We start from the raw sequence: 12,408 nt of genomic DNA on the forward strand, positions 1-12,408 counted from the left end.
CTTTAGCGATTTGAAAACCTATACCTGTATTGGCATCTGAAACTAGTGCTATTTTTTGTCCATTTGTCTGCATAATTTGATTGATTCAAATTGAAATACAGTAAAGGTGGATATAAAAAAGACAGCCTTTTCAGTCAAATCGGCACTACTTGAAGCGAAATAAAGGATCGATTTTCTATGATCTTAAATAACCATTCAAAGCTATACATAGAAAATACCTTTCCTGTTTATCACGAATTCAATTATTTATTCTCACAGATAGTCAGCCCCTGCGTGATAAAATCTCCATAGGATATCTTCAGACCTGCCCATTTCGGGTCATCCAGCCAGATCTCCCCAACCTTGCTGATGGATGGGTCGTTATGTGAAGCTCCTTTCGCTGATCCGTTAAGAGCATAGATTTTACCATCGTTTGTTCTTCCGTAAATTTCTTTATATCCGGAACAATAAACCTCGATTTCATTGACAGAGAACGGCCATTCACCGATATATTCCTGTTTGGTGAACTTGAGTGTATTTTTTGTAGCAGGTGCACTGCAGGATAAAATTAAAAGTAAGACTGAGAGAAGGGTGATTTTTTTCATGGTTAAAAATGTATATCAGCAAAAGTAACAAATCTGACAACTTATTTTTTACGGGTTTCCGTAAAGTTAAAAATTCCAAAGTTTGATGTTATAAATTATTCCGGCTGAATAATAACAAAATGAACCAATGGAAATTCTCTTTTTATATTTTCACAAATACGATGTATGGCCTCTGTGATCTCTTCGGTATCAAGATGGTCTTCAAAATCCATAATGAGCATCAGTACAACTTCCTCCGGTGACTGGTAGGTAGATAGGATACTTTTTGTTTTAACCACAGCGGTATCTTTCTCAGCTAATTTCGCGATCTTTTCTTTCGTTTTTGGGGCAATTCCTTCACCCATCAATAAGCTTCTGCTCTCCCTTGCCAGAATAAAAGAAACAAACACCAGTATCAATCCTACAATGATCGAGGCTAGCCCGTCCAATTTCGGAATCTGGAAAGTGTGGCTGATTCCCATCAATATCATCACCACAATCAAACCTGCCACTGCCGCGCCGTCTTCGAAAACAACGAGAAAGCTAGCTGGGTCTTTACTTTTTATGATCGCATCCCACCATTTCAAACCGTTACGGGTCTTGTTAAACTCTTTGACAGCGATAAACAGTGAGGTTCCTTCAAAAATAAGGGAGAGCACTAAAACGATATAGTTCCAGAATGGGTCTTTCATCACTTCAGGTTCTATGATGTGAGAAATTCCCTGATAGATTGAAAGAGCCCCACCCAGACCAAATATTAAGATTGAAACGACAAAAGACCAGAAATAGAGTTCCTTGCCATAGCCGAAAGGATGATATTGATCTGCTGGTTTCCTGCTCCTTTTCAGTCCATACAGTAATAGCAGCTGATTGGTCGTATCAACAGTAGAGTGGATTCCCTCAGAGATCATAGAAGAGCTGTTGGTGAATGTCCCTGCAATAAACTTGGTCAATGCGATCAGCAGGTTGGCGACTAGTGCACTGTAAATTGATTTACGATTGTTGGCCATTTATAGAATTGAGTTATTAGATAAAATCATTTAAAGTTTCAAAGTATATCGATTTACAATTTGCTCTCCATTTTTCTCTTCATTCCCGAAATAATAGGTTTTCGATGGATAAAGCCCCAGTCTGCTATTGTATTCGTGAGCTGTTGAAGTGATTTGCCATAGTCTGTGATCTGATATTCTACAGCGACCGGCGCTGTGTTAAGAACATTACGATCGATCAATTCATTTATTTCAAGATCCTTTAATTCACGGCTGAGCATCTTTCCGGAAATACCTTTCACCTCTTTCAGCAATTCTGAATATCGCATCGGCTTATAGCATAAGCACGCAATAATGGACATTTTCCACTTTCCGTTTAAAATTTCCATCGTATCACTGATTGCCAGTATTTTCTGGCTGCAATCCTTTATTAAATCAAATTCTTGTTCCATATCATTCACTTGGTTACCCGTTTGTCACTATAACATTTTGTCACTTAGTTACAAAGATACACATTGAACATATAACTTTGCCCATTCAATTTATAAATAACAAAATGGAATTGATCAAAAACTTGAAATGGCGTTATGCTGTCAAAAAATACTCAGATGAACAGGTCAGCGAAGACAAGGTCGATCAAATTGTTGAAGCCATCAATCTTACCGCCTCGTCCTGCGGAATACAGCCGTACCGAATGTTTGTCATTACCAACCCTGAGGTAAGACAAAGATTAGGCGAAGGTTCATTCAATGCACAGATCCATGCTTCTTCCCATTTACTGGTATTTGCAGGATTCAATGAAATCACCAGTGATTATATCAGCGACTATGTTTTGATGATGGAGCAGCAGCGAAATTTGGAAAACGGAGCATTGAACGTCCTGAAGGATACGCTAATCGACTATTTCTCTCCTCAAACGACAGAACAAAATACGATCTGGTCGGATAAACAAGCCTATATCGGTTTGGGAACCGCTTTGATTGCTGCGGCAGAACTCAAAGTGGATGCTACTCCAATGGAGGGTTTGATCCGAAACTGTTTGATGAAGTTTTAGGTCTATCCGAAAAGGGGCTTCACGCTTCAGTTATCTTATCATTGGGCTACAGGGATGAAGTTAATGATTTTCTGGCTTCCATGCCGAAAGCCAGATTACCGATCAATGAATTTTCTGTCAGAATAAATTAGTGAGCTAATCGCCGGAAATTATTTTAACCTTCTAAATTTTTAAGTAAACAAAAGCCCTGACGTTTGTCGGGGCTTTTGCTTACTTAAATGATTTGTAGCAATGTAAATAAGTGCAATGTGAATTATTATAACGTTTGGATGGTGTAAAAGTTAATTTGATCTGAATAAAATGTCAACTTTCTTTTGGATCTCCTCATCGTGACTTACCTTGCAAAACTCTTTAAGCAAATCCAAAGTGGTAGGTTTCTTAGGATATTGATTGTGTAAAATAAAATTGTGAAGAGCTGTATTTACTTTGTCTTCTCCGATCAATTCACTTAACTTCACCATCACTATGGCACCTTTTGAATAAGAAATATGCGTGTTTTCTCCTGTAACTTTATATAACGGCTGATTTTCGGATAGACCTTTTTCATTGTCATAGATTTGCTGGTGGACATTTACCCTTTCCATCATTTTTTCTTTACCGTGCATCTTTTTGTAGAGCATCATTTCGGTGTACATTGCTAAAGTTTCTGTCAGCATCACTGCGCCTTCTCTGTCATCCGGATCGATCTGGCTGTTTCCCCACCAGAGATGTGAAAGTTCGTGTCCTGCTAGTTCATTGATGACATCCTGATTTTGATCTGAATGAATGTTGGCGTGAAATAACATATCTTCTGTCATAAAAATAGATGAAGGATAAGCGGTTGCTGCAAAACCTTTCGTGAAGGATGAAACTTCTACAAAGTTGACGGTTTTGAAGGGATACTTACCAAAATTTTGGGTACAGTAATCTAAAGTAAGTTTTGCATTTTCAATCAAATGGCTCACATTTTCAGGATGTTTGTGATTATAAAAAATGTTGATTGCTATTCCTTTATAAACTGTGGTTTTTATCTGATATTTTGCGGAAGAAACAGCGAAACGGAACGGAATATTTTCAGCTTTATATCGAAAATAGGTTCTGTTATTTTTAATATAATGTTCAGTTAAATCTCCTGTTCCTACCGCAGTCTGATCTTTTTCTGTAGAAACTATCATACTCAGATTAATGAAATCCTTTTTGAATACTTCAGGAGCCTCTAATTTTTTTAATTCTGATTGTTTTCCCAATTTAAATTCAGCCCGTTTTCCTTCATCTTCAATTTCGTTATTTACTTGGTATCCGAACGTCGGAAAATATCTGCTTATCCTCATAAAAGAACCGTTTTCTATGATTGAATTGAATGAATCGTGACCATTTACGGCAGACCAATGATAGGAGATTTTAAAATCAAGACTGGCTCTTTCTCTTGGGTACAAAGGCTTATGTAAATAAATTTCAGTGACTTCCTGATTGATCTTTTTTGATTCAGCAGCTGTATTGAAAACGGCTGATTCTATTTTCAGATCCGGATGGAAATTAATTAAAATCTTATGAATTGGTTTGTCAGTTTGATTGACCAGCTGATATTTACCATCAATCTTATAAGAATTTTCAGACGGATAAAGTTTAATCTCTGTGTTTATATCTGTGATTGTTGGCTGTGCAAGATTTTCATATTGTTTGAAGTTCTTTTCATATTGGGCTGACTGTATCAACTTTTTATCTTCATTTTGTGGAATATAACCTTTCATAAAGATACTTCCCGTAAAAACTCCAATTGATAATAAAATGACGGTGAAAATGATTTGTCTGACATTCCACTTTTTTGTTTGATTAATCAGCCATAAAATAGCAATCAATGCTAACCCGAATAAAAGTCTTTCAGCAAAAGCCGAGGCATAAATTCCATATCCGTTAAAATCACTGTAAGCGCCTTTATAATCTGAGAAAATTCTTAATAATGGATAGGAAATGATCTTCTTTGAAACTGGTCCTGCCAAACTAAAACCTGCAAGAACGGAAACGCCCAGAGCAACAAATCTGTTTTTGATATTGTCATTAATCAACAAAATAAAAGCTGAGAAAAGAATCAGAGGAAATGTATTGAAAAGAACTATTACGAAATAGGCATTCCAATCGATATGAAAATAGTTGTAAAAAACCTGAAATACCAATCCTTCCAAAATTAGTATCGTTGTAAGAAAAAATAATAAAATGATTATGGAGATAAAATGACCGCTCAGTTTGCTTTTAGAAAAATAGGTGCTTTTTTCAATCAGTGAAAATCCTGATGAATGGCTTCTCCAATACAAATCGTTGATGAAATAGATGACGATCAGCATTCCAAACAAATGAAAATTCTCCGAAATAGTGGTCGACATCAATCCTGAGCTTGCATATTTCTGAGGAAGACGAATTCCTTTTTCGATCTCAGCATACATTTCCATTCCGACAAAAAACAAAAGCAGTATTGAAACAGCGACAATAGTGATGCTTTTAAAAAGGTAAATGAGGTCGATTTTCGCAAATGACAAAATAGATTTTATCCCGGCAGAAATTCCAAAAACTGATTTTGTGGTGGTAAATTGCCCTAAATTATGAATAAAAGAAACACTCGTTATCTGGTTTTTGTTCCTGTTTTTATTTTTGTTTTGACCAATTGTTGAGAATGAAAATAACCTGTAAGTCAATAATAATAACAACACCGAAATAATCAGAAAAACGATCCTGTTGATTAATAAATATCCCGAAAGCGGAACAATCAGTTCATTCTTCTGCTGAGCGGATAACGTTCTTGCTTCAAAAAAGTAGGATGACATTCCAAAAGGATCAATTACTGCCGAAAATTGCTGTGTTTCCAATGATTGCGGTAAGCTTCCTGCCATAAACGGTGAATTGGAAAACACCAGAATAATCATATAAAGAACGTAAAGAAACAGCCCGCCGACAACGACCAGAAGCTTTTTCTTCGTAGTGAACGAGATGAAAAATAAAAAGCTGCAGACTATAAAACAATTGATTCCTCCAAAGATCAAAAGAGGGTAGGAGTAATACCAAAAATTAAAATACGGTTGGATTTCACTTCCTGTCCGCAAATTTTGTCCGATCACAAAGCCTATCATTAAAAATGTAAAACTTAAAAAAGTCTGTAGAAAAAATGTGAGAAATTTTCCCTGTAAATATGTTCGTTTCGAAAAAGGATAGGAAAAAATAAGGACGTCGAACTTTGAATCCCAATCTTTAAAAAGAATCTGAGTGGCAAAAATGATCGCAAAAAAGATAATGACAAGACTCAACAATCCGGTCATAAAACCAATGGTGTAAGGTGAATTTAAATAAATCCCTTCGCCAACCGTAAGATTGAACTGGTTTCCGCAGAAAATCCCGATCAATGCTAAAATTAAGGCAACAAGGTGTGCAGGCCAACGTTTTACAAGACGTTTGACCTCAAATAAAAATAAGACATTCATAACTATGGTTTTTGAGTGAGCGTGTTAAAATAAACCTGCTCCAATGAAGGATGTACCGAAGAAAAATCTGGAAGCGGCTGTTCCGAAAATGCAGTGATGTATAATTCTCTTTCAATCAATTGCTGACTGATGATCCTGTAATTGGATCGGTAATCTTCCAATTGAGTTTTATCAATAGGTTTTGACCAGATCTTGTTTTCCAATTCGGTAATCAGTTCGTTTGGCTTTCCCTGTCTGAGAAGTACTCCCTTGTTAATAATCGCAACTTTGGAGCAAAGATTTCTGACATCTTCAACCAAATGAGTAGAAAGAATGACGATCACATCATTACTAATCTCGTTGAGCAATGAATTGAAACGGTTTCGTTCTTCGGGATCTAAACCGGCAGTCGGTTCATCCACAATTATGATTTTTGGATTACCCAGCAAAGCCTGAGCAACTCCGAAACGCTGTCTCATTCCTCCGGAAAAGGTATGAACTTCCTTATTTTTAAAATCAGAAAGATTGACTTTTTCTAATAATTTTAAAATCTGGTCTTTCCGTTCGGAACTGTCTGTAATTCCTTTCAAAATGGCGATATGCTGCAAAAGATCGTAAGCCGATACCTTGGGATAAACGCCAAAATCCTGGGGAAGAAATCCGAGATTTTGTTTAATATGATCAGGGTTTTTAGAAACATCAATGCCATTGAAGATGATATTTCCTGAAGTCGGTTTCTGCAGGCCGACAATGGTTTTCATTAAAGATGATTTTCCGGCGCCATTGGGTCCTAATAAACCGAACATGCCGTTTTCTATTTCTAAAGAAATGTTTTTAATAGCTTGAAAACCATTTTTGTAATTGAGGTTTAGATTGTTGATTTTTAAAGTATTCATAGGATTGATTTTAGGGTACAGATATCCTGGCAACGTTTCCATTGCTTTCAAATTTGTGTGTGTAAAATGTTTACGGTAAAGCTTTGCGACCAAAAGCCACCAAAGCTTTTTGAATATTTGATTTATTCCTCTTTATACTCCAGGATATCTCCGGGTTGACATTCCAAAGCTTTACAGATGGCTTCCAGGGTATCGAAACGCACACCCTTTGCTTTTCCCGTTTTAAGAACTGAGAGGTTGACAGTACTGATTCCCAGTTTCTCTGCCAATTCTTTGCTCTGCATTTTTCGTTTGGCAAGCATAACGTCTAAGTTGATGATAATTGGCATTTTTATATAAATAGATCTTGTTCGTTTTGTAAATGTAATCCCTGTTTAAAAATATTGGCGAGGAAAAAACAGAAAATTCCTAACATAAAGTGGATAAAGACTAGTCCCCAAATAACGCTTTCCACTTCAACAAAAAAACTGGCAATAATTGTAATGGGTAAAGGAAGAAAAATATTATAACGGTAAAACCTTTGAAGTTGTGTTATATTTTCCTCGGTAAATAACTTATGTTGAAAAAAGACTTTAAATACTTTTGCCGACAGCCAGAAAAAGATACCGTAGGTTACTAAAACCAGTAAAAAAGACAGGATGATATAGGGATAATTGTTTTCGATGTTCAGAAATGGCTGTTCAATAAATGGATAATTAATGTGCAGATATAAATCGTCCTTATAGGGTGTAACAGCAAAACCTGTTAACAGGCAAAATACCGAATAGATGAATGTAAGGAGATAGCCTGCTGATAATAAAATGCACAGATAATACAGGATCTTTGAAACGTTCTTATTCTGATTCATGGGATAATCAATTAATTTGTTAATGCAAATATATAATTAATTATCGTAAAACATTAACTAATTAAAAAAAATATATTACTTGAAAATGTTGAGAAAAACGGGTCACCGCGGTACTCGTAGCAAAAAAGAATGAATTCAAAATTTTCAACTAAATTAAATTGAGCTATTCAAGAAAAGGAGATTATGAAAGGTCTATAACGTTATCAGTAGATGCAGTTGATATTTTCAGAGAACATTTTGATGCGGATAAATGGGCCAAAAGGAATCTTTTTTCATACTGTATCTTAATCAGGCGAATCAGGTTTTGGGAATTAATAAAATATCGGAATGTTCGAAAGAATCTACAGAACCACTCATGATATTGCAAATTGAGAATATATGCTAATATTATTAATTTGAGGGAAAACTCTTTTAGGACAAAAATAGCTGATTATTTATCGCCTTTAATATGGCATTAAGCTATTATAATTTAAGTAAATAATTATGACCATTCTTTTTAACATATAGAAAAATCACAATAATTACGAATGCTCTATTGTAGTACAATGATAAGTGAAATTAAAACTATTTGGTTGGATTTACACGAAGAATATAATAACGTGGTCTAACTTTTAGAAATGACTCACATCGAGGCCTTTACTATACTATGATCATTTTAAAATTAACATTCATTTAACAGGGAGTGAATATTATTTAACATTTGGCAAAGTGTTTGATCTATTTTAAACTCATACAATTCTATGTATTCCGTTGCATAAAGTTTAAGGAAACCATTATTGGTTTCCTTTTTTTAAACGCAATTCTGTATGTTTATTAGTTTAATAATAGCTTTGACTTAAATCCAATTGCCCATTAGATCATCAGCTATATATTCTATTTTATTCGGTTTTTTTATTAAATAATACATAAATTTAAATCATCTCAATTTGGGTATTGTTGCCATATTTTATACGTGAATCATTTTCAAAACCTCGAGTTGGCACCGTCAAGACACATAAGGTGTCAGAGTTTTATGAGGATTGACAACTTTAGGAAAACAAATGCTTTTGATAGAAAATACTAAATTAAACTCCTCTTTATTGCCAGCGTTCGTATTATGACAGCCCTTCTTGCACTGACAACATCTGTTCCTTCCACTTATAAATAAGTATGTTATTCTGTTAGATGTGTTAAACTTAGAGTTTATAAAGTGATTTTTATTTGCATCATTATTTCGCTCAAATTTGATTATCAGACTATTACTTTATTCCCACTTTTTTCATCTATAAAATGTAAATGTATTAACTTCGAATAAAAATCATGAAAATGTACTTATGTCACAATAGTTCGTCAGTCAAAATCAAATGGAATCTTCCCTTCCTTCCGCGAATCGGAGAAACTCTGTCTGTGTCCGGACTTCTTTCGGAAAATCAAAATAATGAGCTGTGCAGGAACAGAGATTATTTTACCGTTACACATATCGCATGGTTTCCATCACGGCGGGAAAACCAGTCATTCGTTGAAATAATTTTGGAGTAGTATGTTCTAAAAGCTTTGTTACAAAAGGTTTCACGATGTGTCTTATTCATCCTGTAGCTGGAAGTGCAGCAAAGTGATATATTGGATCTATTTCAATTTTGATCATCAAGATGGTCTATTGATTCTTTGACAATGCTTTTTTCAATATTGATCCATGGCCTTACTGCCACGACTGTCATAGAATATCTTAAAAATAGAATAGCATCAGTTACTAGTGTTGCTGAAGAAAACGACCTGACCTTGTAAGGGCTAACGATACACTAATAAAATTATTTTTTATTTGTGTTTTCCGCATTTGTTCACTGTGCTGGAATTTTTGTAAGTTCCTCCTTAATGAGAATGCCTTTTCCACTTTTATTAATTTGAGAACATTTCTTCGTTCTATGGATCATCCGGTATCTTCTTTCTTATTTCTCACAACATCATTCGCTGATCATAATCTGATTGCTATACTTGCATCTGGGGTCACCTGATTTTCTATAGCAAATATATTCCGTTGTCACTGCGGAAAAAAATCTTTTTGGGTATCCGGGATCGGACATCCCAGAGCCTCCGCAAAAATATTTCAAGCTTCCATCAATGTTCTTTCTTATTGTTTTCCAGGTATTGATTGCAGTTTTCCTTGTGCCTGCCTGAATGGTTATGTGCATAGAAAAAGTCAGAAACCTCACAAGATGCAAATGCAGTTCATTGAAATTTTGATCCTTATGATTCTCTTGGTATAAATCATCTTATCAGATGTTGGTATAAAATATCTCAAAAGACATTGGTATAAATCACTTGATCACATTCTTACAAATCGTTTAATCAGATTTCTTTTATAAAACAATTCATCCGATGTTATTAGAAATGAATTTGTTAAAAGAAATTAAAAGTAGTTCATCAGATGATACGCTCAAATAAAGAATAGAAAAAGGTCAAAATTTCCTTCAAGCTGCAATTACAGAATCTACAGGTTTTTAAATGTAAGTGCGGGAAAAACAGGTCTCCGCCACACTCGGAGCAGGAAATATGAAATTCAATATTGTCAACGAAATTAAATTGAGCTACTCAAGAAAGGGAAATTGTGAAAGGTCTATATCGTCATCAGCAGATGCAGTGGATGTTTTTAGGGCGCATTTTGATGCGCAACAAATGGATTACAGGGAATCGTTTTTTGCGCTGTATCTGAATCAGGCGAATAAGGTATTGGGGATCAAGAAAATATCGGAATGCGGCATTTCTTCGACATTGGTAGATGTCAGGATTATTATGCAAGCGGCACTTCTCTGCAATGCTTCGGGGATCATTGTTTCCCACAATCATCCTTCAGGAAATTTAAAGCCGTCAAGTTGTGATATTAAGATGACTGTACAGATTAAAGAGGCTGCAAAAATACTGAGTATGACGTTGCTGGATCATGTAATCCTGACTACGGATTCTCATTATTCATTTGCGGATGATGGGATGATATGAGTAGTAAAATAATAAGCAATCGAAAAATAATAGGATCAAATAATATATAAAATAAAGATCATGAACAAAATAGGAAATCACACGGCAATTTCAGAAGTCAATACTTTATTGGTACTTCGTCACAGTAGCAATTCAATCGGAATTGTACAGGGCATCGGACACAATGGAAATTTGATAGACGTTCAGCCGAACCGCAACAAAGTTGATTCGGTTATGCAAATCGATTCGGCGAAGGATTCTTTTACGGACTTCTATTCGGATTTTTATCATCAGCTGAAAAATCCGTCTGAATATTCATTTTTTAAAGTGAGGGAATTTGAGGCGCACGATACAGCTATAGATTTACAAGAGTACATTGATTGTTTATCGGAGGGTGAGAGACAAGATCTGAAAGCGGTTGAGGTTTCTATTGAAGCGGTCAATGAAATCAGAAATAAGAAAACCATTGAAAATGAGCCCTCAGTTTTGAAGAAGGGTCTTAGTAACGGGTTAGTTATTAGTAATAGTAGTTCTCAATACCGCTATCAGATTGAAGATGTTCCGTGGGAGAAGATGGATGAATTAGGTCTTGACAGGGAAAAGTTGGAAGAGATTGGTGCATTGGAGTCTTTGTTAAAGGGATATAAGACACCGATGTTGATCCCGATACTTTTTAAAGATGGGGTAACGGTAAGTCAGATTGATGCACGGTTGCAGTTGCGGATCGATGATGATGGAGAATTGTTTGTGAAGGTGTATCGGGTTCTTAAGAAAGTGGATTTCAGAAAGAAGTTTAAAGGGCATAAGTTTACAAAGCAAGATAGGGTCAATCTTTTGACTTCTGGCAATATGGGCAGAGTGGTGGATCTTATCGATGCGGTTACGTGTGAGATAATTCCTTCATTGATAAGTTTGGACAGGCTGACCAATGAACTGATTTCTTTGAGGATGGAATTTGTAAGGATTCCTGATGTGCTTTGCGGGGTGAGTTTGGATTTGGAACAGAAACAGGTGCTTCGTGAAGGTAAACCTTTGTTTATTGAAAATATGGTATCGAAGAAAGGAAAGTTTTTTTCTGCAGCGGTGCAGTTCAATGCGGATAGGCAATGGGTGGAGTTTTTGTTTGAGAATAAGTTTAGAAGTTCTGGTTTTAGCGAAGTATATCATTCTGAAAGAGGAGTTCCTTCACACTTCAGAGGGGTCAAGCTTCGTCGATGGCAGATGGATAAGTTAATGGCAGGGGAAACAGCTTATATCAAGGGGCTGGAGAGTAGAAAAGGTAAGTCTTATCAGGGCTATGTTACTTTTGACAAGGCGATAGGGAGAATTGTGTTTTCTTTTAAGAAGCCAAAGAAGTTATAGGAGAGTCGTGATTATGCTTTTGCGGAAGTCTGGAAGAAGGGAGTAAGTAAATTGATATAATTTTTTAACAACCTGCAAGGTCTATTGACTTTGCAGGTTGATTTGTTTGAGTTTTAACATTGGAAATGGCTGAAGGAAAATCGGGCGGCAAAAATGCAATTCCTCCCTGGGGTCGGAAACGCATTTTTGCGGAATTTGGAGCAACCCTATTTCTAAAATACTCCTTGGCTTGGCTTTGCTATGTTTTTTGAAAAAAGGTTGCGATTTTTAATTCAGTTTTCTTAATAAGTAAATTGTTAAATAATATATTTTCATCT

11 protein-coding genes are annotated in these 12,408 nt (G+C 35.6%); 4 read left to right on the forward strand and 7 right to left on the reverse strand.

Going from position 1 to position 12,408, the window contains the following annotated elements; genetic code table 11:
* Positions 1–242: 242 nt before the first annotated feature.
* The 3 genes from BLT04_RS14560 to BLT04_RS14570 form a co-directional block, all read right to left on the reverse strand.
* Positions 243–584, reverse strand: a complete 342-nt coding sequence (locus tag BLT04_RS14560; RefSeq protein WP_089756527.1) for a DUF2511 domain-containing protein — start codon at positions 582–584, stop codon at positions 243–245.
* Positions 585–679: 95 nt separating this feature from the next.
* On the reverse strand, positions 680–1,573 hold the full coding sequence (locus tag BLT04_RS14565; protein ID WP_089756528.1) for a cation diffusion facilitator family transporter: 894 nt from the start codon (positions 1,571–1,573) through the stop codon (positions 680–682).
* Positions 1,574–1,626: 53 nt separating this feature from the next.
* The gene (locus tag BLT04_RS14570) at positions 1,627–2,004 is read right to left on the reverse strand and encodes a winged helix-turn-helix transcriptional regulator (RefSeq protein WP_089756529.1); all 378 of its coding nucleotides are present in this window, start codon (positions 2,002–2,004) and stop codon (positions 1,627–1,629) included.
* A 104-nt stretch (positions 2,005–2,108) separates the two neighbouring features.
* Here BLT04_RS14570 and BLT04_RS14575 point away from each other — a divergent pair, with 104 nt between their 5' ends.
* A complete protein-coding gene (locus BLT04_RS14575) occupies positions 2,109–2,606 on the forward strand; it encodes a nitroreductase family protein (RefSeq protein WP_228421976.1) in 498 nt (165 codons plus the stop codon).
* Positions 2,607–2,887: 281 nt separating this feature from the next.
* On the opposite strand, the gene BLT04_RS14580 is transcribed toward BLT04_RS14575, so the two are convergent.
* The 4 genes from BLT04_RS14580 to BLT04_RS14595 form a co-directional block, all read right to left on the reverse strand.
* Entirely contained in the window at positions 2,888–6,055 is a 3,168-nt protein-coding gene (locus BLT04_RS14580; RefSeq protein ID WP_089756530.1) for an ABC transporter permease/M1 family aminopeptidase, read from the reverse strand.
* Between the two features lie 2 nt (positions 6,056–6,057).
* Positions 6,058–6,930, reverse strand: a complete 873-nt coding sequence (locus BLT04_RS14585) for an ABC transporter ATP-binding protein (protein ID WP_089757292.1) — start codon at positions 6,928–6,930, stop codon at positions 6,058–6,060.
* A gap of 122 nt (positions 6,931–7,052) precedes the next feature.
* Positions 7,053–7,259, reverse strand: a complete 207-nt coding sequence (locus tag BLT04_RS14590) for a helix-turn-helix domain-containing protein (protein WP_034966009.1) — start codon at positions 7,257–7,259, stop codon at positions 7,053–7,055.
* A gap of 2 nt (positions 7,260–7,261) precedes the next feature.
* Positions 7,262–7,777, reverse strand: coding sequence for a DUF2975 domain-containing protein (locus BLT04_RS14595; protein ID WP_089756531.1), 516 nt, complete (start codon positions 7,775–7,777; stop codon positions 7,262–7,264).
* A gap of 1,299 nt (positions 7,778–9,076) precedes the next feature.
* Between BLT04_RS14595 and BLT04_RS18775 the strand changes: the two genes are divergently transcribed.
* The 3 genes from BLT04_RS18775 to BLT04_RS14610 all read left to right on the forward strand — a co-directional run bounded on the left by BLT04_RS18775 (position 9,077) and on the right by BLT04_RS14610 (position 12,091).
* A complete protein-coding gene (locus tag BLT04_RS18775; protein ID WP_139166254.1) occupies positions 9,077–9,295 on the forward strand; it encodes a hypothetical protein in 219 nt (72 codons plus the stop codon).
* Positions 9,296–10,264: 969 nt separating this feature from the next.
* On the forward strand, positions 10,265–10,750 hold the full coding sequence (locus tag BLT04_RS14605) for a JAB domain-containing protein (RefSeq protein ID WP_228421977.1): 486 nt from the start codon (positions 10,265–10,267) through the stop codon (positions 10,748–10,750).
* A 60-nt stretch (positions 10,751–10,810) separates the two neighbouring features.
* Positions 10,811–12,091: a DUF3945 domain-containing protein gene (locus tag BLT04_RS14610; protein WP_089756533.1), complete on the forward strand. Its 1,281-nt coding sequence runs from the start codon at positions 10,811–10,813 to the stop codon at positions 12,089–12,091.
* Positions 12,092–12,408: the final 317 nt, after the last annotated feature.

This window comes from Chryseobacterium soldanellicola (genome assembly GCF_900100115.1).
GTDB classification, from domain to species: Bacteria; Bacteroidota; Bacteroidia; order Flavobacteriales; family Weeksellaceae; genus Chryseobacterium; species Chryseobacterium soldanellicola.

Coding starts and splice junctions, on each gene's coding strand:
- BLT04_RS14570 (WP_089756529.1), bottom strand. CDS start 2,004: ATGGAACAAGAATTTGATTTAATAAAGGATTGCAGCCAGAAAATACTG.
- BLT04_RS14580 (WP_089756530.1), bottom strand. CDS start 6,055: ATGAATGTCTTATTTTTATTTGAGGTCAAACGTCTTGTAAAACGTTGG.
- BLT04_RS14585 (WP_089757292.1), bottom strand. CDS start 6,930: ATGAATACTTTAAAAATCAACAATCTAAACCTCAATTACAAAAATGGT.
- BLT04_RS14565 (WP_089756528.1), bottom strand. CDS start 1,573: ATGGCCAACAATCGTAAATCAATTTACAGTGCACTAGTCGCCAACCTG.
- BLT04_RS14595 (WP_089756531.1), bottom strand. CDS start 7,777: ATGAATCAGAATAAGAACGTTTCAAAGATCCTGTATTATCTGTGCATT.
- BLT04_RS14590 (WP_034966009.1), bottom strand. CDS start 7,259: ATGCCAATTATCATCAACTTAGACGTTATGCTTGCCAAACGAAAAATG.
- BLT04_RS14575 (WP_228421976.1), top strand. CDS start 2,109: ATGGAATTGATCAAAAACTTGAAATGGCGTTATGCTGTCAAAAAATAC.
- BLT04_RS18775 (WP_139166254.1), top strand. CDS start 9,077: ATGAAAATGTACTTATGTCACAATAGTTCGTCAGTCAAAATCAAATGG.
- BLT04_RS14560 (WP_089756527.1), bottom strand. CDS start 584: ATGAAAAAAATCACCCTTCTCTCAGTCTTACTTTTAATTTTATCCTGC.
- BLT04_RS14610 (WP_089756533.1), top strand. CDS start 10,811: ATGAACAAAATAGGAAATCACACGGCAATTTCAGAAGTCAATACTTTA.